The organism is Escherichia sp. HH091_1A, from assembly GCF_030295175.1.
GTDB classification, from domain to species: domain Bacteria; phylum Pseudomonadota; class Gammaproteobacteria; order Enterobacterales; family Enterobacteriaceae; genus Escherichia; species Escherichia coli_F.
On the sequence record NZ_AP025747.1, the window covers coordinates 1,067,726 to 1,091,208 of the forward strand.

Consider the following 23,483-nt stretch of genomic DNA (forward strand, 5'->3'; position numbering starts at 1 on the left):
CAGGTATTACTTCTGGAACCATTTGTTGTAGATGGTTTCGTAAGTGCCATCTTTCTTCACTTTTTCCAGCGCAGTGTTGAATTTCTGCTGCAGTTCAGTGTTGCCCTGACGTACCGCGATGCCGAGGCCAGTACCGAAGTAATCTTTATCGGTCACTTTGTCGCCGACAGCCGCCAGTTTCGGGTTATCTTTCAGCCATTCGGTTACCACTGCGGTGTCACCAAAAACGCCGTCGATACGACCGTTTTGCAGATCGAGTTTCGCGTTCTGGTAGCTATCATAAGGAACCGTGGTGATTTCCGGATGTTTATCCATAATGAATTTCTGGTGCGTCGTCCCGTTCTGAACGCCGACTTTTTTGCCTTTCAGCTGATCAACGCTGGTGTATTTACCTTGTTGACCCACAAACAGGGCAGAGTTGTCATAGTACGGCGTGGTAAACAGCACCTGCTTTTCACGCTCCGGGGTGATATCCATACCAGCCATCACCGCGTCTACGCGACGGAATTTCAGGCTTGGGATCAGGCTGTCAAACGCCTGGTTAGAGAAAGTGCAGGTCGCATCAATCTCTTTACACAATGCCTGCGCCAGGTCGACGTCAAAACCAACGATCTGGTTGTTTGCATCCATTGATTCAAACGGAGGATAGGAGGCTTCGGTGGCAAAACGAATAGTTTCGGCAGCTGTGGCGGAAAGACTAAAACCTGCAATTAACGCGGCAATCAGAACTTTTTTCATTGTTGTTATCCCGAATCTTAGTGAGAGAGATAGTTTTTAAATGCTTCGGTTTGCGGCTCGGTAAAGCAGCGCGCGTCGCCTTGTTCTACGATATGACCATTTTCCATATACACCACACGGCTGGCGGTTTTACGCGCCACTTCCACTTCGTGGGTGACGATCACCTGGGTAATATTGGTTTCTGCCAGCTCACGAATGATGCTGACGATTTGTGCCGTAATTTCCGGGTCCAGCGCGGCGGTCGGTTCATCGAACAGCAGTACCTGCGGTTCCATCATCAACGCACGCGCAATAGCAACACGCTGCTGCTGACCACCAGAAAGATGCAGCGGATAACGATCGCTATAAGGTTTTAGACGCAAACGTTCCAGCAATTTTTCTGCACGGGCCAGCGCCTGATCTTTACTCAATCCCAGTACACGACAGGGCGCTTCAATCAGGTTTTGCTGCACGGTGAGGTGCGGCCACAGGTTGTATTGTTGAAACACCATACCGACGTTACGACGCAGATCGCGAATCGCTTTGTCTGAGGGCGTTTTGGTGAAATCGAAATGGTTGCCTGCAATGTTGAGCGTACCGGAGCGCGGCATCTCAAGCAGATTGAGTACACGCAGCAGCGAGCTTTTACCCGCGCCACTGGGGCCAAGTAACACCAGCGTTTCGCCCTGTGGGCAATCCAGCGTGATATCGAACAGCGCCTGATGCGCGCCGTAAAAGCAATTAATGCCGTTTAATTGAATACTCATTGACACTCGTATACTGGCAGTCTGATAGCTATTGAGGTCGAAGATAGTACCTTTGACAGAATAATTATGCAATATTTCTGCTTTAAAAGTTAAAAGCAAAGCGCATTATTCACTAAACATAGCACAAAATAACGGGGGCGGTGGGCGGCGAGCATAAATGTCGGCATTCCTCGCGAAATGCCGGACAATTTACGGGGGTTATTGGTTGATCAAGGCGTTAGCGATTCTCGATTGACTGACGGAGTGTACCTGCTGTGGCATGAACGCTACCGCCTAAGTAACGCACATCGTCGATGACCCAACACTGGCCTTCCTGAATCATTAACACTTCATCCTGCCAGCCCTGGTCACCCTGTTTGAGATCCACGCGCAAAGGAATGTTACGGGCATCACGATTAGGGATAGTAGATGCACTGGCAACGTGGGCGCTGTCTGGCAAGGTGGTTCGACTGGAGAACGGATCGCTGCTTAACAATTCACGATGACTATTATCGCGGCTGGCATCGCTAAGTAGGGTTGCCAGTTTGTCACTCAAATAGGGGCGCAGAGCGGTAATGTCATTGCTGCGATGTTGAATGCGGTAGTCATAGAATTGTTGAGCCACGCTGTCAGGTCCACCCTGGACACAGGAACCGGTGCGGGGGCCGTTATCTTTATAAGCTGGCGTGACGGTGGTACAGGCACTCAGCAGCAGTGCACATGGAATAAGTATAGATAGTGAACGGTAGCGCATAATCATTTCCTTATTGGCTTGCTTTCTGCGTCACACTATGACCAAAAACAATCAGATTATTTAATACATTGTTTTTTATACAATTCTGAAACAATCTGAAGACCCGATTAGGCTTAAGTCCATTGCTGGCTCCCCATTCAAGGTTGATCGTAGCTGACTTACTTAAATTACCCAAACAATAGACAGTGTAAACCATTTGTGAGGCTGAGCGTGTTATAAGACTGAAATGATCATTTAAGGTAAATATGATAGTTCTGAAACGCTGGTATAAATCCTGCTGTAGAAGTAAAGAGCATCTGCAGGAAGCCAGTTGCACATTTATAACGCATGATAGGTGACCAAGATTCATTTCTATTGTTGACAAAATTTTAACATATGATGATAGGCCCTAAGATTAAGATGATTGCAAAAATCACAATGTATGTTTGAAATGAGCGAAATTTGATAGTCCCAACTTTAACTTTCGATAATATTATTTTTGTTACGGTTGTGAGTGAAGAATATAATCTTATTAAGCTAATAGATTTGAGTTAAGAATAATATAATTTTTTCAATGCGCCATTAATTAATATGAATATAGAATGTGTTGTGACTTTATGTTTATAAAGCACAGGGAGTACAGTGGGTTATTGTTTTTTTTGGGTGATTTTTATATGATAAATAATGTCTCTGAACAATCGTCATCATTTCTAAGCACACAACCGAATCAAAGTGATAATCTCATGGCCTCGCTGAGGGAATTTTTTACCATATTAAAATCCAGTCATAAGGATGAGTTATCTACATGGGACACCATCTACTTGAATCTAGTATTAGTAATAAATGCTGATAGTGAAACTATTAAAAATGATATGTCGCTCGGTAACATTATTTATTCAGCAAATAATTATTTTAATTCTTTTTTAGTAGTGCTTTCGAAACTGGTACTAAAACATACCTTGGTACATCACAAAACAATGAAGTTGAAATAAAAATTGGCAATGAAAGAATCACCATTGGGGTGCGAAATAAAGTCAGCGGAAAAATGGAAAGACAAGAATTTCTTTTTCCTCTGCATTACGAAAATAAACTGCAATGTGAATTGGAGAAGAATTTTACTATTGATTCTTATCCATTGTTATATAGGTATACCCTTGGTTGTAAGATCGCGAATGCGATCTTTAAAAAAGTATACAATCGAATTGTATTTAATAAGGAACAATATATAACAATTATAAAAGACGCATTTATTCATTTCTATGATTATAGCAGGCGATATACAATGAGTGAGGATATCGACAAAGAGTCCGTTATAAATACCATTGCATTGATGAGCACCTTTTGTAACAGTGATAATACATCAGGTGAAATTTTCAGTGATGATATTGCTCTTGAAGACTCATCTGAACCTGACCTAAATGTAGAACATACAATAACACTTGGTTTTGCTAATGACGATCTTAAGTTTAATCCAATTACTTATTCGGAAGTATTAACACGATTTTACGCCTTTCAAAATATTGTATTGAATCTGTGTCCGGAAATGCATTCATCGCATTACAACGATATTTGTAGTGTAAGTGTGGATATGACAAAAGGCAAGCAATGCATGATTCACTTGATGGTCAATGAAGAGGTTTTCATGTCTCTTCCAACCCCTATCACAACTATGGCACGTGAACATGATAGTAATTTAGTCAATCTAAAAACGCTACTCAATGATGGTTGTTTTATTAAATATAGTCATTTTGATGCTGTGGGTTTAATGAAGAAAAACTTAAATCATCTGTATTTATCACATTCTCTTGTAAATGAAAGTATATTGAAGGGATGTTGTTTTGAGAACGGCAGTTTAGGTGATGTTAAGATAACAAATAGTAATTTAACGAAAAACGTATTCAGTAACTTTACGTTTAGAGCGACTAAAATTAATAATGTAAATGCTCATTCTTCAAAATTTGTCCATTGCCATTTTTACAGTGTTGATATGATAAGAGTTAATCTCTATAAATGTCTTTTTCATGAGTGTAGTATGCATGATGTCAAGATAAAACCATGGTTACCAGTAAAATGGACAAAAGAATTAATAAATGATTATTTGTATGGTTGTTTACTATCACTGTACTCTATCTGTGTAAGGGATATATTTAATATGACCGTTGGGAATAACGTAAAGGTTGCAGCGGATGCTTTCATTGAAATCCTTTACTCTCTAAAGAATAAATATTGTATTAAGCTATTAAGCGCTCAGGATCGGGCATTTATTTACGAATTTGCAAAAATGATCTTCGCTTATATTAATGATAGAAGTCTTGAGGTTACATTACTTTCATGTTTTGCGGAGACCGATCAAACAAGAATTCAGAGGTATATTCCTCAGCCTCAAGATGCGGAAAAATTTTGGAATAATTTACAATATAAGGTGACTCTTCCCATTCATTAATGTTGCAGGTACAACATAATATAGCAGGTCAGCGCTATCCCATAATGAAACCAATATCGGGTTAGGAGACGGGTAATCGTAAAGGCATATGCGCTTGTTTTTGACACAATGAGATGATTTCCTAAACTGATCAAAACCTTCTTCCCAACATGGCATATCAGCCCGATAATGCTTTGAGATCGAAGGATTAGCAAACAAGGAGATCGATCATGCAATTTTCTACAACCCCAACTCTGGAAGGCCAGACCATCGTTGAATATTGCGGTGTGGTGACAGGCGAAGCGATTTTAGGTGCCAATATTTTCCGTGATTTCTTTGCCGGTATCCGCGATATCGTTGGCGGACGCTCCGGGGCTTATGAAAAAGAATTGCGTAAAGCGCGGGAGATTGCCTTTGAGGAACTTGGCGATCAGGCGCGGGCGTTGGGGGCCGATGCCGTAGTCGGTATTGATATCGACTACGAAACGGTCGGGCAAAACGGCAGTATGCTGATGGTTAGCGTCAGCGGAACGGCGGTGAAAACACGTCGATGAGAAGAGTCTTCTGGCTGGTCGCCGCCGCTCTGTTACTGGCAGGGTGTGCAGGCGAAAAAGGCATTGTCGAGAAAGAGGGATATCAGCTTGATACCCGACGCCAGGCGCAGGCGGCGTATCCGCGCATTAAAGTGCTGGTGATCCACTACACCGCAGATGATTTTGATAGCTCGCTGGCGACACTGACCGATAAACAGGTCAGCTCGCATTATCTGGTCCCTGCTGTGCCACCGCGATACAACGGTAAACCGCGCATCTGGCAACTGGTGCCGGAACAGGAACTGGCCTGGCATGCGGGGATTAGCGCCTGGCGCGGGGCAACACGCCTTAACGACACCTCTATTGGCATTGAGCTGGAAAACCGAGGCTGGCAAAAATCGTCGGGGGTGAAATATTTTGCTCCGTTTGAACCGGCACAGATACAGGCGCTCATCCCCCTGGCGAAAGATATTATTGCCCGTTATCACATCAAGCCGGAAAACGTAGTGGCGCATGCGGATATTGCGCCGCAGCGCAAAGACGATCCGGGGCCGTTATTCCCCTGGCAACAACTGGCGCAGCAGGGGATTGGTGCCTGGCCGGATGCGCAACGGGTGAACTTTTACTTTGCCGGGCGCGCGCCGCACACACCGGTAGATACCGCATCATTGCTGGAACTGTTGGCGCGCTATGGTTATGACGTAAAACCTGATATGACACCGCGCGAGCAGCGGCGCGTGATTATGGCGTTCCAGATGCATTTCCGCCCGACGTTATACAACGGCGAAGCGGATGCAGAAACTCAGGCGATTGCCGAAGCGTTGCTGGAGAAATACGGGCAGGATTAGCGCGGCAGTTTTCCGTGGTCGCGTAGCCAGGCGGCAGTTTTCTCGATACCTTCATCCAGGGTGAGGACTGGTTGATAACCTAACTCTTCCTGCGCACGCGTAATATCCAGCGTAAAGTCAAAATTCAACTTGGAGACGCCGTAGTGGGTCAGGGGCGGCTCTTTTGCTGACTTGCGGCCTAAACGCTCCATGCTGCGGGCGATCATATCCAGCATCGGGTAGGGGACGGAACGAATACGACAGTCAATATTCAACTCGTCGATCAGCTTCTGCACGATGCTGCGCAGTGTGCGATGCTCGCCGTTGGTGATGTTGTACACACGCCCGGAAGGTAGCTTATCGCAGGCTTCCTGGCTTGCCAGCCACATGGCGTGCACGGCATTTTCATAGTAGGTCATATCGACCAGCGCACTGCCGCCGTGCGGTAACAGAATGCTGCCGTAGTGGTGCATCATATGCGCCAGACGGGGGATAAAGACTTTATCGTGTGGTCCGAACAGACTTTGTGGGCGCAGAATAGTAAAGCGCGTTTGTGGATTCGCCTGCGAAAGCATATTGATCACTTCTTCGCTGGCTGCTTTGCTACGGGCAAACTCGTTAGCGAAGCGGTGTGGGCGAAAATCTTCTTTAATATCGCGATGGTGGTGATAATCGAAGTACAGGGAGGGGGAAGAGATATGAATAAAGTTACGTACTCCCCAGGCGACAGCCCATTCACCCAGACGGCGAGTGGCGCGAACGTTAGCCAGATCGAAAGCCTGTTGTGTCCCCCACGGAGAGGTAAAGCTGGAGCAGTGCCACAACGTATCAATGCCTGCGAGCATCACTTTAGCTTGTGATGAGACCAGCTCGGTCAGATCCGCTGGAACAAACTCTGCGCCCATTTTTTCCAGCAATTTACCCATTGCCTCGTTGCGACCGGTCGCACGCACGCTGATGCCTTTCTGGCATAAAAACTCTACCGCGTTTCGACCTAAGCCGCTGGTGGCGCCGGTAACCAGTACCTTCATATCAATCCACTGTTGTTGAGAAAATGACGTGCGCATTCTTCCGTGATTTCCCCCATGATGCAATGGGAAACATGAAAGAATAACGCAGGTTTTGTCGATTAATCTGTGCTTTGTTCTGCCAGTCTGGCGATTCGTTTTGCCATTCCGCGAAAAATAAACAGATGCGCGGGGATCATCAATAACCAGTAAAACAGCCCCGGCATACCGTGCGGATGCCAGAATGCGCGAACATCGATAGTACGATAGTCACCTTTATCTTCCAGGGTAAAACACAGTCGTCCCAGCCCCGGCGCTTTCATGCCAAATAACAGCGTAAGTTGTTTTTCCGGTTCAACGACAATCACTTTCCAGCTATCCACCGCATCTCCGGTCTGCAAATATTCACGCTCCGGGCGGCCTTTCGCCAGCTTATGACCGATTGCGCGGTCCATCAACGCCCGGGTTTGCCACAAAATATTGCCAAAGAAATAACGCTCTTTACCGCCGATTTGATTCACCACCTGCCATAAAGCCGCAAGGCTGGCAGAAGTTTTAACGGTAAACCCTGCCTGTTTGGCGAAATAGCCATACTCCGGTCGCCAGCGGGCAAAGGCCTGAGTGTCGTATCCCCAGTCGCTGGAGTTGACCAGTTTTTCTTCTTCTTTCAGGGTGCGACGTACCGCGTCATCGAAAGCGATCAGCCGTTGTGGAATGAGTGCACGTAGCGCGGTGTCATCAGCCAGCAGATCGTGTTTCAGTCCCTGAATCAACGCTTTGGCGGTGGTTGACGGTACGGAGGTAATCACATTAAGAAACCACACCGAGATCCAACGGGTGGGAAAGGGGATGGGGATTAACCAGCGGTGCTTACCGCTCACCGCCATAAAATGTTCAAACTGTTGCTGATAACTGAGCACCTCTGGTCCGGCGGCTTCGAAGATGCGGTGTTCGCTGGCCGGATGATCTAACAGCGCCACCAGATAGTGCAGCAAGTTTTCCAGCGCGATGGGCGTGGTGCGTGAACGAACCCAGCGTGGCGGCGTTAACACTGGCAGGTTGTAAACCATATCGCGCATGACTTCGAACGCCGCTGAACCTGCACCAACGATAATTCCGGCGCGCAATTCGGTCACTGGGACACCCGCTTCACGAAGAATATCCGCCGTAGCCTGACGGGCGCGCAGATGGTCCGACTGCTCGTGAGGCGGGGCCTGCAATGAACTGAGAAAGATTAATTGTTTAACCGGTGCTTCGCGCAGCGCATCGCGGACGTTAAGAGCTACCTGGCGTTCCTGAGCGATAAAATCGCCGCCTTCGCCCATGCTGTGCACCAGAAAATAGACGGTATCGATATTCTGCAACAGGGCCGGAAGGTTATCCGGCCAGCTGAGATCGACTTTATGGCAACTGACGTTTGCCAGTTGCAGCTTTTCAAGCCTGTCGACGTGACGTGCCGCCGCCAGGATCTGATGCCCTTGTTGGCTAAGCGCGTGCACCAGATGCTGACCAATGTAGCCACTGGCACCGAGAACTAAAATGCGTTGCGGCACGTCTCTCTCCTTAACGCGCCAGGAAAGCGCGCCAGTGGGCTGCGACTTCTGCCAGTTGTTCACGCGAGACATCGAGATGGGTTACCAGGCGGACAATCGGCGAGGCGTTAATCAGTATGTTTCTCGCTTTCATGTATTCGCCTAACGCGGCAGCATTTTCTTGTCCGACGCGGACAAACAGCATATTGGTGTCCTGGCGCATGACATCCGCGCCTGCTTCACGCAGTTGCTCCGCCATCCAGGCGGCGTTATCGTGGTCTTCCTGCAAGCGTGCAACGTTATTTTTCAGCGCATACATTCCGGCGGCGGCCAGAATCCCGGATTGACGCATCCCGCCGCCAGTCATTTTCCGCCAGCGGATGGCGCGTTTAATGTAATCACGATTACCGACAAGTAATGAACCGACTGGCGTACCAAGACCTTTCGACAGACAAATGGTGAACGAATCACAATATTGCGTGATCTCTTTCAGTTCGCAGCCGTAAGCCACCACGGCATTAAAGATGCGCGCACCGTCAACATGCAGCGCCAGATTGTGCTCGCGGGTAAAATCCCATGCTTCTTTTAAGTATTCACGCGGCAATACTTTGCCGTTGTGGGTGTTTTCCAGACTGAGTAATTTGGTGCGGGCAAAGTGGATATCGTCGGGTTTGATTTTCATCGCCACTTTATCCAGCGGTAGCGTACCGTCGGCGTCAGCATCGATAGGTTGCGGTTGAATGCTGCCCAGTACCGCAGCGCCGCCGGCTTCGTACAGATAATTATGTGCAGTCTGCCCGACAATATACTCTTCGCCGCGTTCGCAGTGACTGAGCAGAGCGACCAGGTTGGCCTGAGTGCCGGTAGGCAGAAAAATGGCGGCTTCTTTCCCGGAAAGCTCTGCCGCATAGTCCTGCAGAGCATTAACGGTAGGGTCGTCTCCGTAAACGTCGTCCCCAACCGGGGCGGCCATCATTGCTTCGAGCATGGCGCGGCTCGGTCGGGTAACGGTATCACTGCGTAAATCAATCATGGCATGTCCTTATTTATGACAGGAAATGCCACCCTTTTTACCTTAGCCAGTTCGTTTTCGCCAGTTCGATCACTTCGTCACCGCGTCCGCTGATGATTGCGCGCAACATATACAGGCTAAATCCTTTGGCCTGTTCGAGTTTGATCTGCGGCGGAATGGCTAACTCTTCTTTCGCGACTACCACATCCACCAGCACCGGGCCGTCGATGGAAAAGGCGCGTTGCAAGGCTTCATCGACTTCAGCGGCTTTTTCTACGCGGATGCCCGTAATACCGCACGCTTCAGCAATGCGGGCAAAGTTGGTGTCGTGCAGTTCGGTGCCGTCAGTCAGGTAGCCTCCGGCTTTCATCTCCATCGCTACAAAGCCCAGCACGCTGTTGTTAAAGACGATAATTTTCACCGGTAATTTCATCTGCACTACTGAGAGGAAATCGCCCATCAACATACTGAAACCACCATCACCGCACATGGCGACCACCTGACGCTCTGGCTCTGTCGCCTGAGCACCCAGCGCCTGCGGCATGGCGTTGGCCATCGAACCGTGGTTAAACGAACCTAACAGGCGGCGCTTGCCGTTCATTTTCAGATAACGCGCCGCCCATACCGTAGGTGTGCCAACGTCACAGGTGAAAATGGCGTCATCGGCAGCAAAATGGCTAATTTGCTGCGCCAGATATTGCGGGTGAATGGCTTTCTCACTCGGTTTAGCTAAATCGTCCAGCCCTTTGCGGGCATCGCGGTAATCTTCCAGCGCTTTATCCAGAAATTTTCGATCGGTTTTTTCTTCCACTAAAGGCAGCAATGCACGCAGAGTCGATTTGATATCACCGACCAGCGCCATATCCACCTTGCTGTGTGCGCCGATGCTGGCCGGGTTGATATCAATCTGAATAATTTTGGCATCGGTCGGGTAGAACGCGCGGTAGGGGAACTGGGTGCCGAGCAGCACTAACGTGTCGGCGTTCATCATGGTATGAAAACCTGACGAGAAGCCGATTAATCCCGTCATTCCGACATCATACGGATTATCGTATTCGACATGTTCTTTACCGCGCAGGGCATGAACAATTGGCGCTTTAATTTTTCCGGCAAACTCGACGAGCTCTTTATGCGCCCCCGCGCAGCCGCTACCGCACATCAGGGCGATATTGCTTGAGTAACGCAGCAGTTGCGCCAGTTTGCGTAACTCTTCTTCTTCAGGTGTGACAACGGGTAAGGGGGCGTGATACCAGTGGGTAGTTGCCCCTTCCGGTGCAGGTTTTAGCGCCACGTCGCCCGGTAAAACGACAACCGAAACGCCACGGTTTAGCACCGCTTTACGCATAGCAATCGCCAGCACTTGTGGGATCTGCTCCGGGCTGGAAACCAGCTCGCAATAATGGCTACATTCACGGAATAACTCTTGCGGGTGGGTTTCCTGGAAATAGCCGCTGCCAATTTCGCTGGAAGGGATATGAGCGGCAATTGCCAGTACCGGAACGTGATTACGGTGACAATCGAACAAACCGTTGATTAAGTGCAGGTTGCCAGGTCCGCATGATCCGGCGCAGACCGCCAGTTCCCCGCTAAGTTGGGCTTCAGCGCCAGCGGCAAAGGCCGCCACTTCTTCATGACGGGTGGACATCCACTCTATGGTGCCCATGCGATTAAGACTGTCGCTAAGACCGTTCAGAGAGTCGCCAGTCACTCCCCAAATGCGTTTTACCCCTGCTGATTCGAGTGTTTTGGCGATATAAGCTGCAACCGTTTGTTTCATGGTTCTCCATCTCCTGAATGTGATAACGGTAACAAGTTTAGTTCATCTGACGGAGGGGGATGGGGTGGGAGAAAAATGAGGCACTAACGGTTAAACTGCCCGATGACAGGTATATCATCGGGCATAATACGATTATGCGAGAACCAAATCCCCCTGCGGATGGCAGGAGCAGGCCAGTACATAACCTTCTGCGATTTCGGCGTCGGTCAGCGTCATTGTGCTACTCACCGTATATTCACCGGAAACTACTTTCGTCTTACAGCAGCCGCAAACACCTGCACGGCAGGCGGCGACAACCGGAACTTTGTTGCTTTCCAAAGCCTCCAGCAGTGTGGTGCCAACAGGTGCGTAAAATTCTTGCGCCGGTTGCAGTTTGGTGAATTTCAGACCGCTGGTTGCTGCTTCCGCCACTGGCGTAAAGAACTTCTCTTTAAAGAAACGCGTCACGCCGAGCGCTTTCACTTCCTGTTCTACCCAATCCATATACGGAGCCGGGCCACAGGTCATCACAGTACGAGAGGCTAAATCAGGAACGCTTGTCAGCAGTTCACGTGTCAGACGCCCGGCAACGAAACCCTCGGTAACGTTATTTTCCGCCACCAGTGACACCGGATAGTCACGCCATTCATCGGCGAAAATAACATCCTGCGGCGTACGCACGTTGTAGATCACCTGCACATCCGCCTGCGGGCGATTTTTCGCCAGCCAGCGACGCATCGACATAATCGGTGTGACGCCGCAGCCGGCTGCCAGCAACAGGAATTTATCTTCTGCTTTATCGTCGCAGGTAAATTCCCCCATCGCGTCCGAAAGCCAGAGGTAGTCACCGCGTTTTACATCGCGGGTCAGCCACTGGGAACCGACACCGTCATCAATCCGTCGCACGGTCAGAGTGATGTATTCACTCACGCCTGGCGTGGAGGAAATGGTGTAAGCACGCAGCGTTTCCGCTGAGTTACGCACGCTGACCAGCGCATATTGCCCGGCGCGATACGGGTAGTAATCGTGGCAAATCAGGGAAATCGTCCACACATCCGGCGTTTCTTGCGTAATGTGATGAACCTGCATCCGCCACGGGCATTGATTGGTTGGCATCGTCATCGACAAACTCCTTACGCGCTCAACAGTTGCTTCATGTCTTCTTCAACAGTGGTGATAGAACGCAGGCCGAATTTCTCGTTCAGTACCGCCAGCAGGTCTGGCGTCAGGAAGCCAGGTGCAGTCGGGCCGGTAACGATATTTTTCACGCCCAAAGAAAGCAGCGTCAGCAGAATAACAATCGCTTTTTGTTCGAACCAGGAGAGTACCAGCGACAACGGCAGATCGTTGACACCGCAGCCCAGTTTTTCTGCCAAAGTGACAGCCAGAATAATCGCTGAGTAAGCATCGTTACATTGACCAGCATCTACCAGACGCGGCAGACCTTCGATATCGCCAAACTCAAGTTTGTTAAAGCGATATTTACCGCAGGCGAGGGTCAGGATCAGGCAGTCATCTGGCACGCTGGTGGCGAAATCGGTGAAGTAGTGGCGCTCGCCGCGTGCGCCGTCACAGCCACCGAGCAGGAAGATATGACGCAGTTTTTCACGGCTCACCAGATCAATCAGCGTATCCGCCGCGCCAAGCAGCGTCTGACGACCAAAGCCCACGGTGATCAGGTGCGGAATTTCGCTGTACGGGAAGCCCGCCATTTGTTGTGCCTGGGCAATAACTGCTGAGAAATCATCACCATCCAGATGACGCACACCCGGCCAGCCAACGATGCTGCGGGTCCAGATACGATCGTCATAAGCCCCTACGGTTGGGTCGATGATGCAGTTCGAGGTCATCACGATAGGTCCAGGGAAGCGAGCGAACTCTACTTGCTGATTCTGCCAGCCGCTGCCGTAGTTACCGACCAGATGCTTGAATTTACGCAGCTCCGGGTAGCCGTGGGCAGGCAGCATTTCGCCGTGAGTGTAGACATTAACGCCCGTGCCTTCGGTCTGTTCCAGCAAGTTGTAGAGATCTTTGAGATCGTGACCGGAAATCAGAATGCATTTACCCGCCGTCGCTTTGACGTTGACCTGAGTTGGCGTCGGGTGACCGTATTTACCGGTTTCGCCTGCGTCCAGAATGCTCATCACTTTGAAGTTCATCTGGCCGATTTCCATGGAGCACTCGAGAAGTGCGTTCATATCGGCAGGCCAGGTACCCAGCCATGCCATGATTTTATGGTACTGGGCGTAAATATCGTTGTCATATTGACCGAGAACGTGCGCGTGTTCCATATAGGCGGCAGCACCTTTCAGGCCATACAGGCAGAGCAGACGCAGGCCGAGAATGTTTTCGCCAATCGCCGCTTTATCTTTATTGGGAGTAAATTCCGCCGCCTGACGTTGCAGCTCGCCGAGATCGTCACTCACCAGTTGCAGGTCAGCCATCGGGTTATCGACGTGGGCGTTGGCATCTACAGCCAGGCACTGTGCTTTCAGCGCCTCGCGCAGGGCAATTGCTTCACGAGCGTAGCCGACAATACGCGGAGAATCGAAGTTAACGTTAGTCAGGGTTGAGAAAAATGCGCGCGGCGCGAAGCTGTCTACATCGTGGTTGATGATGCCGTATTCACGTGCTTTTACCGCCCAGGCCGAAAGCCCTTGCAGCGCCGCAATGAGTAAATCCTGAAGGTCAGAGGTTTCCGCCGTTTTACCACACATCCCCTGCGCGTATGAGCAGCCGTTTCCTGCCGGAGTACGGATAGTTTGTTCACATTGCACACAAAACATGATCACACCTTTTAAAGTTATATTTAATATACATGTTTAAGGTTAAGACGCTTAACGCGGGGATAAAAGGGATTTTTCATGCAACTTTAAGGGAGATTGATTTAGCGCAATTTTGGCGGCAGGGATCTACCGCCAGAGAGGTATTATGCAGAGAAAAAGGCGATGAGGATCGGCACTAACAGGCTAAGAATAAAACCGTGAACAATCGCCGCCGGGACCATATCCAGCCCGCCAGTACGTTGAAGAACGGGCAGGGTGAAATCCATCGACGTCGCACCGCATAAGCCCAGTGCAGTAGAGCGGCTACGGCGAATCAGCCCAGGGATCAACATAATAGCAATCAGCTCACGGGCCAAATCATTAAAAAACGCCGCGCTCCCGATTACCGGACCAAAAGATTCGGTCAATAAAATACCGGAAAGAGAATACCAGCCGAAACCGGAAGCCATTGCCAGCGCGGTATTGATGGGAAGATCAAGAATAAAGGCGTTAATTAAACCACCAATTAAAGAACTGGCCACCACCACCACAGCGACAATCATTCCCCGGCGATTAAGGACAATCTGCTTTAAGGTCATGCCATTATTACGCAACTGAATACCGACGAGGAAAAGTAGCAGAATTAACGTGTATTCGCTGGCTTCCGTAGCGTGTTGTAAGAAACCTAATCCGCTAAGGCCAATAGCAAAGCCAATCACCACCACACCGCAGAGCTTGAGGGACTCCAGCGCCATCGCAATACGTGACGGGAGTTTTTCTTGCTGATGGTGGTTGCGCCACGGTAGGCCTCGCTCCAGCCACATCAGGGCGGCAATATTACACAGTAAAATAACGGTAATACTGACGGCGGAATAATGCAGAATCGCCAACAGGTTACTGGCGAGGTTATCGAGAAACGCCAGACTGATACCCATAAAAAAGAGAATAAGGTAAACCATCCAGCTTAATAGCTGATTAATAACCTTTAATGCAGCTTTTTGGCGAAGCGGAATGAGGTAACCCACAATCAGGGGAACCAGAATGATTAACAGCCCAGAAAACATGAAAAACCAGTCCTTGCAAAGAAATAAGTCGAAATGCGCGATGACACACTACTGAAAGCGGAAGGACGAGTAAAGTTGCAATTAAAAGGAAATGTTATGCATAAGGATCGGTAGGGTATTCATTTTCATTTAAAGATGTTCTTGCGCTTTAATTACAAACCGCACCGGTGTTGGTGGCGTCAAAATCGCCGAGGCGTTCCCTGAAGGCCGGGGCAGCCCACATGGATGTGGGCTGAGGGCGCGTTTTACCGGGATGTTACCTCGCGCCCGACCCGGTAGCCGCAAGGGATAAGTCGAGGGCACCGCGCAGCGGCGATTTTGTTCGCCAGAGCCCGGGGGTGCAGGGGGCGGCGGCGATTGGCCGCCCCCTGCGCGCTCCCTGCGCCAGTGACTATATGTGGCTTAACACATCAAGGAGCGCAACAGGAAGATGAATCTATATATTTAAAAAAGGCCTGACATTGCGCCAGGCCTTCTGCGTTAATTAATTACGCTTTTCCAGCAGAGTCCGGTAAATCAGACCACCGATAATACCGCCGATAATTGGCACTACCCAGAAGAACCACAGTTGTTCTAACGCCCAGCCGCCCTGGAAGATGGCAACCGCAGTACTGCGCGCCGGGTTAACGGAAGTGTTAGTCACCGGAATACTGATTAAGTGAATCAGCGTTAATGCCAGACCAATGGCAATTGGTGCAAAACCCGCCGGAGCGAATTTGTCGGTTGCGCCGTGGATCACCAGCAAGAAACCTGCACTCAATACCAGTTCAACCACCAGCGCGGAAAGCATGGAATAACCGCCTGGTGAATGCTCGCCATAACCGTTAGAAGCAAAACCGCTGGCTGCCGCGTCAAATCCCGTTTTACCACTGGCAATTAAATACAGCAGCGCCGCTGCAACAATACCGCCGACAACCTGGGCAATTACGTAGCCAACGACTTCTTTTGCCGGAAAACGTCCGCCAGCCCATAAGCCAATAGTGACCGCCGGGTTAAAATGACCACCAGAAATATGACCAACAGCGAAGGCCATCGTCAGAACGGTTAAACCGAATGCCAGCGCTACGCCGGTAAAACCAATGCCTAATTCCGGGAAGCCTGCGGCCAGTACGGCACTACCACAGCCACCAAAAACAAGCCAGAAAGTACCAAAACATTCAGCTGCTAATTTTCTGAACATATCCACCTCAATTAAAAATTGACCCTGTGAAAAATATGGTCGTTTTATAGGGTCGTCGTAAAAAAGTGACGACGGAAATAATGCGCGGCTATTTTAAAAACGAAGGCGAGTCATTCACCAGATAAATAAATCCAGTAAATTTGATTTAGGGCAACAGCGGGTTGCCCCATATAGTCATTTGTCTGATTGACAGTGTAGTGCAAGCAAAAGATTTAATCCTTTAGGCGTAATAAAAAATAATTTATCATGCTAATTATTTGATTTTGTTGTTTTTGCAGACTTATCAGCAAGAGGGAGTATAACGCGATTATTCGCTCATTTTTCAGACATTTGCCATGCTTAAATGTGATGTCATCACGTATTAGTAAGGCCTTTCCCGTTATACTGCCAGCGTAAAGGATAAGTCACATATTTCTGGAGGGGATATGATTCTTGAGCGCGTTGAAATTGTGGGTTTTCGCGGTATCAACCGTTTGTCGTTGATGCTGGAACAAAACAACGTCCTGATTGGGGAGAACGCGTGGGGTAAATCCAGCTTGCTGGACGCCTTAACTCTGCTGCTATCGCCAGAATCAGATCTCTACCATTTTGAGCGCGACGATTTCTGGTTCCCGCCGGGAGATATCAACGGGCGAGAACATCATCTGCATATTATTTTGACCTTCCGCGAATCTCTGCCAGGCCGACATCGGGTTCGCCGCTATCGGCCGCTGGAAGCGTGCTGGACGCCATGCACCGATGGCTATCACCGTATTTTTTATCGTCTGGAAGGGGAGAGTGCGGAAGACGGCAGCGTGATGACACTCCGCAGTTTTCTCGATAAAGACGGACATCCGATTGATGTCGAGGATATTAACGATCAGGCACGCCATCTGGTGCGTTTAATGCCGGTGCTGCGCTTGCGTGATGCCCGCTTTATGCGCCGTATTCGTAACGGCACGGTGCCAAATGTCCCTAATGTGGAAGTCACCGCGCGCCAGCTCGATTTCCTCGCCCGTGAGTTATCCTCACATCCGCAAAATCTCTCTGATGGGCAGATTCGTCAGGGACTTTCCGCAATGGTGCAACTGCTTGAGCATTATTTCTCTGAGCAGGGGGCCGGACAGGCGCGATATCGTTTAATGCGGCGGCGAGCCAGCAATGAGCAACGAAGCTGGCGCTATCTGGATATCATCAACCGGATGATTGACCGGCCTGGAGGGCGCTCGTATCGGGTTATTTTGCTCGGCCTGTTTGCTACTTTATTGCAGGCAAAAGGCACATTGCGACTGGATAAAGACGCCCGTCCATTGTTGCTGATCGAAGATCCAGAAACCCGTTTACACCCCATTATGCTTTCAGTTGCCTGGCATCTGTTGAATCTTCTGCCATTGCAGCGCATTGCCACCACCAACTCTGGCGAGCTGCTTTCGTTAACGCCGGTAGAGCATGTTTGCCGACTGGTACGTGAGTCCTCTCGCGTTGCCGCCTGGCGTCTGGGGCCGAGTGGCTTGAGTACCGAAGACAGCCGACGTATCTCTTTCCACATTCGTTTTAACCGTCCGTCATCGCTGTTTGCTCGCTGCTGGCTGCTGGTGGAAGGCGAAACGGAAACCTGGGTTATCAATGAACTGGCGCGTCAGTGTGGACATCATTTTGATGCCGAAGGGATCAAGGTCATTGAGTTTGCCCAGTCCGGGCTAAAGCCACTGGTTAAATTTGCCCGTCGAATGGGGATTGAATGGCATGTACTGGTCGATGGCGATGAAGCTGGGAAGAAGTATGCCGCTACGGTACGCAGCCTGTTGAATAACGATCGGGAAGCCGAACGAGAACATTTAACGGCGTTACCGGCGCTGGATATGGAACATTTTATGTATCGCCAGGGATTTTCCGATGTGTTCCACCGCGTGGCGCAGATCCCGGAAAATGTGCCGATGAATCTGCGTAAAATTATCTCGAAAGCGATCCATCGCTCTTCCAAACCCGATCTTGCCATTGAAGTGGCAATGGAGGCCGGCCGTCGTGGTGTGGACTCCGTACCGACGCTGCTGAAAAAAATGTTCTCACGCGTGCTGTGGCTGGCGCGCGGTCGGGCAGATTAACTACAAAACATCGTGGCCATTTGTGGCTGAATAGTGTCGAGCATCTCATAGCGCCGACGATATTCAGCCCGTTTTTTACTGGCGATTTCGGCAATCTCTTTTCGTGCTATCTGTGCCGGAAGGCGGTAATGGCGTTCAGCGTCACATACGCCGCCAACCGATTCCCAGAAAGCGTTGTAATCTGCATGGATCTTGCCCTCTTTATCGCGATAACGCAGGCTGCGGTAAATATGCGTTTCATTGCTGACGGCAATGATCTGCTCTACCTGCAAACGTTGGGCAAACAGACAGGCCGCTTCCATCACGAGACGTTTGGGAAATAGTCCGTGACAGGCTTTCGTCGCATTCTGGATTTCCTGATGTGGAATTTCCCATTTCGCACCTTGCAGCCCGCCAATAAACATTGTTCTTTTCCCCTGGTATTCACACAGGGTAAAGGTGATCTCTGCCAGAGGAATACCTTCGCTGTTGCGGAACAGGATTGTGCTGTCACCTTCTTTATCCATTGAGATCATCATGGTCAGCTCAAGCGTGAACTGCTCGCCATTTTTGCCTTCCAGCTTCGCCAGTTGCAGCCCGGGAGTATTCAAATATAAGCTGAATTCTTCTGCCGACATGCAGGCACGGAGCAATGCATAATGGTAACGTAACGCCTCCAGCAATTGCTTGCGGCTAAGATTCGCCGCAAGGTAAGGGCGATGCAGACGCACAGGCAGTCGCGGCTGGCGCGTTAACAACACATGGAGATTAGGCCAGTGGGAAAGTTCGTTCATCCACTCAACGCTTAAACGCGGCATAATCAACGAGCGCAGCAAAAATTTCTGGCGAAAACTACGGCGATGCCAAAATTTACCCGGCCGACACTGTCCACGTGCCAGACTAAGAAAAAGTGACAGGCTGCTGAGAGATTCAGATGGCGTAAAGGTCCGTTCAGTTAGCTGCGACATATTCATGAAATCAATGGTTATACATAACGTCGATTTCACCATGGCGTATCTTAACCAAACATCAATAGTGTGATTACTAACGTAAATTTTAGGGTTTTGTTGATATTTCGTTGAAGTTAATGACCCGGATTGGCATATGGAGTATTCAGAATATTTATGAAAAAGCGGAAAACCGTGAAGAAGCGTTACGTTATTGCGCTGGTGATAGTCATTGCCGGGCTGATTACGTTATGGAGAATTCTTAACGCACCCGTGCCGACTTATCAGACGCTGATTGTGCGTCCAGGCGATTTACAGCAAAGCGTGCTGGCGACCGGAAAGCTGGACGCGCTGCGTAAGGTTGACGTGGGTGCACAGGTCAGCGGTCAGTTGAAAACGCTGTCGGTGGCGATTGGCGATAAAGTAAAAAAAGACCAACTTTTAGGTGTTATTGATCCTGAACAGGCTGAAAACCAGATCAAGGAGGTGGAAGCAACGTTGATGGAGTTGCGCGCGCAGCGTCAGCAGGCGGAAGCGGAACTGAAACTGGCACGGGTGACGTATTCACGTCAGCAACGTCTGGCCCAAACGCAGGCTGTTTCACAACAGGATCTCGACACCGCCGCGACGGAGATGGCTGTGAAACAGGCACAAATTGGCACCATTGACGCGCAAATAAAGCGCAATCAGGCCTCTCTCGATACGGCTAAAACCAATCTCGATTACACCCGCATCGTTGCCCCGATGGCTGGGGAAGTCACGCAAATCACCACTCTGCAAGGTCAGACGGTGATTGCCGCACAACAAGCACCGAACATTTTGACGCTGGCAGATATGAGTACCATGCTGGTAAAAGCGCAGGTTTCTGAAGCGGATGTAATTCACCTGAAGCCGGGGCAAAAAACCTGGTTTACAGTGCTTGGCGATCCGCTGACGCGCTACGAGGGGCAAATCAAGGATGTGCTACCGACGCCGGAAAAGGTTAATGACGCTATTTTCTATTACGCCCGTTTTGAAGTTCCAAACCCCAATGGTTTGCTGCGGCTGGATATGACCGCGCAAGTGCATATTCAGCTCACCGATGTGAAAAATGTGCTGACGATCCCTCTGTCGGCGTTAGGCGATCCGGTTGGCGATAATCGTTATAAAGTCAAATTGTTGCGTAATGGTGAAACACGCGAGCGTGAAGTGACGATTGGCGCACGTAACGATACCGATGTTGAGATTGTCAAAGGGCTGGAAGCGGGCGATGAAGTGGTGATTGGTGAGGCCAAACCAGGAGCTGCACAATGACGCCCTTGCTCGAATTAAAGGATATTCGTCGCAGCTATCCTGCCGGTGATGAGCAAGTTGAGGTGCTGAAGGGCATCACCCTCGATATTTATGCTGGTGAGATGGTGGCGATTGTCGGCGCTTCGGGTTCCGGTAAATCGACCCTGATGAATATTCTCGGCTGCCTGGATAAGGCCACCAGCGGCACCTATCGCGTCGCCGGTCAGGATGTTGCCATGCTGGACGCCGATGCGCTGGCGCAACTGCGTCGCGAACACTTCGGCTTTATTTTCCAGCGTTACCATTTGCTTTCACATTTAACCGCCGAGCAGAACGTTGAAGTACCCGCCGTCTATTCCGGTCTTGAGCGGAAACAGCGGTTGCTTCGCGCCCAGGAGTTACTGCAACGACTGGGACTGGAAGACCGTACAGAGTATTACCCGGCACAGCTTTCGGGTGGTCAGCAACAGCGCGTCAGCATCGCGCGGGCATTGATGAACGGCGGTCAGGTAATTCTTGCCGATGAACCAACCGGCGCACTGGACAGTCATTCTGGCGAAGAGGTGATGGCGATCCTGCATCAGCTGCGCGATCGCGGGCATACGGTGATTATCGTTACCCACGATCCGCAGGTCGCTGCTCAGGCCGAGCGGGTGATCGAAATTCGCGACGGCGAAATTGTGCGCAATCCTCCCGCCATTGAAAAAGTGAATGTTGCTGGCGGGACGGAGCCTGTTATCAACACGGCGTCTGGCTGGCGGCAGTTTGTCAGCGGTTTTAACGAGGCGCTGACGATGGCGTGGCGGGCGCTGGCAGCGAATAAAATGCGTACTTTACTGACCATGCTGGGGATTATTATCGGTATTGCGTCGGTGGTTTCCATTGTCGTGGTCGGCGACGCCGCCAAACAAATGGTGCTGGCGGATATTCGTTCTATTGGTACGAATACTATTGATGTCTATCCCGGGAAAGATTTTGGCGATGACGATCCGCAATATCAGCAGGCGCTGAAGTACGACGACTTAATCGCCATCCAAAAACAACCGTGGGTCGCCTCAGCCACACCTGCCGTCTCGCAAAACCTGCGCCTGCGTTATAACAATGTCGATGTGGCTGCCAGTGCCAATGGCGTGAGCGGCGATTATTTTAATGTCTATGGCATGACCTTCAGTGAAGGGAACACCTTTAATCAGGAACAGCTGAATGGCCGTGCGCAAGTCGTGGTTCTCGACAGTAATACTCGCCGTCAGCTTTTCCCCCATAAAGCAAATGTGGTTGGCGAGGTTATCTTGGTTGGTAATATGCCAGCGAGAGTCATCGGCGTGGCAGAGGAAAAACAGTCGATGTTTGGCAGTAGTAAAGTGCTGCGCGTGTGGTTACCTTACAGCACGATGTCCGGGAGAGTTATGGGCCAGTCGTGGCTGAACTCTATTACTGTCAGGGTGAAAGAGGGCTTTGACAGCGCCGAGGCGGAACAGCAACTCACGCGTTTACTTTCACTGCGCCACGGTAAGAAGGATTTCTTTACCTGGAACATGGACGGCGTCTTGAAAACCGTTGAAAAGACCACACGTACTTTACAACTGTTTCTGACGCTGGTGGCGGTGATTTCGCTGGTGGTGGGCGGTATTGGTGTAATGAATATTATGCTGGTATCAGTGACCGAGCGGACGCGGGAAATTGGCATTCGCATGGCTGTAGGTGCGCGAGCAAGCGATGTTTTGCAACAGTTTCTGATCGAAGCCGTACTGGTTTGCCTGGTCGGTGGCGCGTTGGGAATAACACTGTCACTGTTAATTGCTTTCACCTTGCAGCTTTTCTTACCCGGCTGGGAGATTGGTTTTTCACCGTTGGCGCTGCTGCTGGCGTTTCTCTGCTCGACGGTCACCGGGATTTTATTTGGCTGGTTACCCGCACGAAATGCGGCACGACTGGATCCAGTAGATGCTCTGGCACGAGAGTAATTTTTGAGATAAAAATGCCAGCCGATCGGGCTGGCATTTTGCCTGTAGGATGTACACAATGAGACAGAAGAGCTATGCGACTGCCGCTTCTACTTCGACGGGCACAATAACACTGGCGTGATTGCCTTTTGGCCCCTGGTGGACATCAAACTGAACGGATTGTCCAGCTTTTAGCGTTCTGTAACCATCCATCTGAATGGTGGAATAATGAGCGAAAATATCTTCGCCGCCGCCTTCAGGGCAGATGAAACCAAACCCTTTGGCATTGTTGAACCACTTAACAGTACCCTTTTCCATGCTTCGACATCCTTCGCAAATCTTATACAAGTAAGATGGAATAAACCGGGGTCAGAGAGGGGGCTGTTCAAAACCTCGCCAACTCTAGAAATACAATTTAGAGAATTAGGGCGAGCCGTCAAGCATTTGACAGGGGCCAGGGGGCAGGTATGAATCAAAAATTTGAAGCAGTTAACGCTATTGACAGGAATGTGACAGATGTCGCTGATGCCAACGATAGATGATAGTTATCTATCATGTGGAGTAGATTGGTCAGGCAAATAAGCTCTTGTCAGCGGCAGGGCGTTCTGCCGATAACCGTAACCGAAGATGATAACTGACAATGGGTAAAACGAACGACTGGCTGGACTTTGATCAACTGGCGGAAGAAAAAGTTCGCGACGCGCTAAAACCGCCATCTATGTATAAAGTGATATTAGTCAATGATGATTACACTCCGATGGAGTTTGTTATTGACGTGTTACAAAAATTCTTTTCTTATGATGTAGAACGTGCAACGCAATTGATGCTCGCTGTTCACTACCAGGGGAAGGCCATTTGCGGAGTCTTTACCGCCGAGGTTGCAGAAACCAAAGTGGCGATGGTGAACAAGTACGCGAGGGAGAATGAGCATCCATTGCTGTGTACGCTAGAAAAAGCCTGAATG

Annotated in this window: 20 protein-coding genes and 1 pseudogene; 8 read left to right on the top strand and 13 right to left on the bottom strand. The window is 49.9% G+C overall.

Features of this window, described 5'->3' with window-relative positions:
* Positions 1 to 6: 6 nt before the first annotated feature.
* The 3 genes from artI to QUF14_RS05105 all read right to left on the bottom strand — a co-directional run bounded on the left by artI (position 7) and on the right by QUF14_RS05105 (position 2,217).
* Positions 7 to 738 (bottom strand): arginine ABC transporter substrate-binding protein ArtI, encoded by a 732-nt coding sequence (gene artI / locus QUF14_RS05095; RefSeq protein ID WP_000756580.1) that lies wholly within the window; start codon positions 736 to 738, stop codon positions 7 to 9.
* A 17-nt stretch (positions 739 to 755) separates the two neighbouring features.
* A complete protein-coding gene (gene artP, locus QUF14_RS05100; RefSeq protein ID WP_000027204.1) occupies positions 756 to 1,484 on the bottom strand; it encodes an arginine ABC transporter ATP-binding protein ArtP in 729 nt (242 codons plus the stop codon).
* A gap of 217 nt (positions 1,485 to 1,701) precedes the next feature.
* A complete protein-coding gene (locus tag QUF14_RS05105; protein ID WP_100734022.1) occupies positions 1,702 to 2,217 on the bottom strand; it encodes a lipoprotein in 516 nt (171 codons plus the stop codon).
* Between the two features lie 621 nt (positions 2,218 to 2,838).
* Between QUF14_RS05105 and QUF14_RS05110 the strand changes: the two are divergent.
* The 3 genes and pseudogenes from QUF14_RS05110 to amiD all read left to right on the top strand — a co-directional run bounded on the left by QUF14_RS05110 (position 2,839) and on the right by amiD (position 5,999).
* Positions 2,839 to 4,639: pseudogene (locus tag QUF14_RS05110) on the top strand (pentapeptide repeat-containing protein).
* Between the two features lie 209 nt (positions 4,640 to 4,848).
* Positions 4,849 to 5,172 carry a heavy metal-binding domain-containing protein gene (locus QUF14_RS05115; RefSeq protein ID WP_001160731.1) on the top strand — a complete coding sequence of 108 codons (324 nt, stop codon included), beginning with the start codon at positions 4,849 to 4,851 and terminating at the stop codon, positions 5,170 to 5,172.
* Positions 5,169 to 5,999, top strand: coding sequence for an N-acetylmuramoyl-L-alanine amidase AmiD (gene amiD / locus QUF14_RS05120; protein ID WP_286333443.1), 831 nt, complete (start codon positions 5,169 to 5,171; stop codon positions 5,997 to 5,999). The genes QUF14_RS05115 and amiD overlap by 4 nt, the downstream gene beginning before the upstream one ends.
* On the opposite strand, the gene QUF14_RS05125 is transcribed toward amiD, so the two are convergent.
* The 8 genes from QUF14_RS05125 to aqpZ all read right to left on the bottom strand — a co-directional run bounded on the left by QUF14_RS05125 (position 5,996) and on the right by aqpZ (position 16,294).
* Positions 5,996 to 7,009 (bottom strand): 3-beta-hydroxysteroid dehydrogenase, encoded by a 1,014-nt coding sequence (locus QUF14_RS05125; protein ID WP_001305933.1) that lies wholly within the window; start codon positions 7,007 to 7,009, stop codon positions 5,996 to 5,998. The two genes, amiD and QUF14_RS05125, sit on opposite strands and share 4 nt — an antisense overlap.
* A 98-nt stretch (positions 7,010 to 7,107) precedes the next feature.
* The gene (locus tag QUF14_RS05130; RefSeq protein ID WP_001136502.1) at positions 7,108 to 8,538 is read right to left on the bottom strand and encodes an SDR family oxidoreductase; all 1,431 of its coding nucleotides are present in this window, start codon (positions 8,536 to 8,538) and stop codon (positions 7,108 to 7,110) included.
* Between the two features lie 10 nt (positions 8,539 to 8,548).
* On the bottom strand, positions 8,549 to 9,550 hold the full coding sequence (gene ltaE / locus QUF14_RS05135) for a low-specificity L-threonine aldolase (RefSeq protein ID WP_000566412.1): 1,002 nt from the start codon (positions 9,548 to 9,550) through the stop codon (positions 8,549 to 8,551).
* A 37-nt stretch (positions 9,551 to 9,587) separates the two neighbouring features.
* Positions 9,588 to 11,306: a ubiquinone-dependent pyruvate dehydrogenase gene (gene poxB, locus QUF14_RS05140; protein WP_000815345.1), complete on the bottom strand. Its 1,719-nt coding sequence runs from the start codon at positions 11,304 to 11,306 to the stop codon at positions 9,588 to 9,590.
* 132 nt (positions 11,307 to 11,438) lie between these two features.
* Entirely contained in the window at positions 11,439 to 12,407 is a 969-nt protein-coding gene (gene hcr, locus QUF14_RS05145; RefSeq protein WP_000178669.1) for an NADH oxidoreductase, read from the bottom strand.
* Between the two features lie 11 nt (positions 12,408 to 12,418).
* Positions 12,419 to 14,071, bottom strand: coding sequence for a hydroxylamine reductase (gene hcp / locus QUF14_RS05150; protein ID WP_000458799.1), 1,653 nt, complete (start codon positions 14,069 to 14,071; stop codon positions 12,419 to 12,421).
* Positions 14,072 to 14,214: 143 nt separating this feature from the next.
* A complete protein-coding gene (gene lysO, locus QUF14_RS05155; protein WP_000491128.1) occupies positions 14,215 to 15,114 on the bottom strand; it encodes an L-lysine exporter LysO in 900 nt (299 codons plus the stop codon).
* A gap of 484 nt (positions 15,115 to 15,598) precedes the next feature.
* Positions 15,599 to 16,294, bottom strand: a complete 696-nt coding sequence (gene aqpZ / locus QUF14_RS05160) for an aquaporin Z (RefSeq protein ID WP_001354877.1) — start codon at positions 16,292 to 16,294, stop codon at positions 15,599 to 15,601.
* Positions 16,295 to 16,719: 425 nt separating this feature from the next.
* Here aqpZ and QUF14_RS05165 point away from each other — a divergent pair, with 425 nt between their 5' ends.
* A complete protein-coding gene (locus QUF14_RS05165; RefSeq protein WP_000599806.1) occupies positions 16,720 to 18,378 on the top strand; it encodes an ATP-dependent endonuclease in 1,659 nt (552 codons plus the stop codon).
* Here the strand turns inward: QUF14_RS05165 and QUF14_RS05170 are convergent.
* Positions 18,375 to 19,331, bottom strand: coding sequence for a VirK/YbjX family protein (locus tag QUF14_RS05170; RefSeq protein WP_138983876.1), 957 nt, complete (start codon positions 19,329 to 19,331; stop codon positions 18,375 to 18,377). The genes QUF14_RS05165 and QUF14_RS05170 overlap by 4 nt on opposite strands.
* Before the next feature lie 150 nt (positions 19,332 to 19,481).
* On the opposite strand from QUF14_RS05170, the gene macA reads away from it, so the two are divergent.
* Together macA and macB are read left to right on the top strand one after the other, a co-directional pair.
* A complete protein-coding gene (gene macA, locus QUF14_RS05175; RefSeq protein WP_000746466.1) occupies positions 19,482 to 20,597 on the top strand; it encodes a macrolide transporter subunit MacA in 1,116 nt (371 codons plus the stop codon).
* The gene (gene macB / locus QUF14_RS05180; protein ID WP_100734024.1) at positions 20,594 to 22,540 is read left to right on the top strand and encodes a macrolide ABC transporter ATP-binding protein/permease MacB; all 1,947 of its coding nucleotides are present in this window, start codon (positions 20,594 to 20,596) and stop codon (positions 22,538 to 22,540) included. Before macA ends, macB begins: the two co-directional genes overlap by 4 nt.
* Positions 22,541 to 22,612: 72 nt before the next feature.
* Here the strand turns inward: macB and cspD are convergent, their stop codons facing one another.
* A complete protein-coding gene (gene cspD / locus QUF14_RS05185; RefSeq protein WP_000410785.1) occupies positions 22,613 to 22,837 on the bottom strand; it encodes a cold shock-like protein CspD in 225 nt (74 codons plus the stop codon).
* A 149-nt stretch (positions 22,838 to 22,986) separates the two neighbouring features.
* Here cspD and yljB point away from each other — a divergent pair, with 149 nt between their 5' ends.
* Both yljB and clpS read left to right on the top strand, forming a co-directional pair.
* Complete coding sequence (gene yljB / locus QUF14_RS05190) at positions 22,987 to 23,061, top strand: protein YljB (RefSeq protein ID WP_001406719.1); 75 nt, start codon at positions 22,987 to 22,989, stop codon at positions 23,059 to 23,061.
* A gap of 98 nt (positions 23,062 to 23,159) precedes the next feature.
* Entirely contained in the window at positions 23,160 to 23,480 is a 321-nt protein-coding gene (gene clpS / locus QUF14_RS05195; protein ID WP_000520781.1) for an ATP-dependent Clp protease adapter ClpS, read from the top strand.
* The last annotated feature ends 3 nt before the right edge of the window (positions 23,481 to 23,483 follow it).

Coding starts and splice junctions, on each gene's coding strand:
- artI (WP_000756580.1), bottom strand. CDS start 738: ATGAAAAAAGTTCTGATTGCCGCGTTAATTGCAGGTTTTAGTCTTTCC.
- artP (WP_000027204.1), bottom strand. CDS start 1,484: ATGAGTATTCAATTAAACGGCATTAATTGCTTTTACGGCGCGCATCAG.
- QUF14_RS05105 (WP_100734022.1), bottom strand. CDS start 2,217: ATGCGCTACCGTTCACTATCTATACTTATTCCATGTGCACTGCTGCTG.
- QUF14_RS05115 (WP_001160731.1), top strand. CDS start 4,849: ATGCAATTTTCTACAACCCCAACTCTGGAAGGCCAGACCATCGTTGAA.
- amiD (WP_286333443.1), top strand. CDS start 5,169: ATGAGAAGAGTCTTCTGGCTGGTCGCCGCCGCTCTGTTACTGGCAGGG.
- QUF14_RS05125 (WP_001305933.1), bottom strand. CDS start 7,009: ATGAAGGTACTGGTTACCGGCGCCACCAGCGGCTTAGGTCGAAACGCG.
- ltaE (WP_000566412.1), bottom strand. CDS start 9,550: ATGATTGATTTACGCAGTGATACCGTTACCCGACCGAGCCGCGCCATG.
- poxB (WP_000815345.1), bottom strand. CDS start 11,306: ATGAAACAAACGGTTGCAGCTTATATCGCCAAAACACTCGAATCAGCA.
- hcr (WP_000178669.1), bottom strand. CDS start 12,407: ATGACGATGCCAACCAATCAATGCCCGTGGCGGATGCAGGTTCATCAC.
- hcp (WP_000458799.1), bottom strand. CDS start 14,071: ATGTTTTGTGTGCAATGTGAACAAACTATCCGTACTCCGGCAGGAAAC.
- lysO (WP_000491128.1), bottom strand. CDS start 15,114: ATGTTTTCTGGGCTGTTAATCATTCTGGTTCCCCTGATTGTGGGTTAC.
- aqpZ (WP_001354877.1), bottom strand. CDS start 16,294: ATGTTCAGAAAATTAGCAGCTGAATGTTTTGGTACTTTCTGGCTTGTT.
- QUF14_RS05165 (WP_000599806.1), top strand. CDS start 16,720: ATGATTCTTGAGCGCGTTGAAATTGTGGGTTTTCGCGGTATCAACCGT.
- QUF14_RS05170 (WP_138983876.1), bottom strand. CDS start 19,331: ATGAATATGTCGCAGCTAACTGAACGGACCTTTACGCCATCTGAATCT.
- macA (WP_000746466.1), top strand. CDS start 19,482: ATGAAAAAGCGGAAAACCGTGAAGAAGCGTTACGTTATTGCGCTGGTG.
- macB (WP_100734024.1), top strand. CDS start 20,594: ATGACGCCCTTGCTCGAATTAAAGGATATTCGTCGCAGCTATCCTGCC.
- cspD (WP_000410785.1), bottom strand. CDS start 22,837: ATGGAAAAGGGTACTGTTAAGTGGTTCAACAATGCCAAAGGGTTTGGT.
- clpS (WP_000520781.1), top strand. CDS start 23,160: ATGGGTAAAACGAACGACTGGCTGGACTTTGATCAACTGGCGGAAGAA.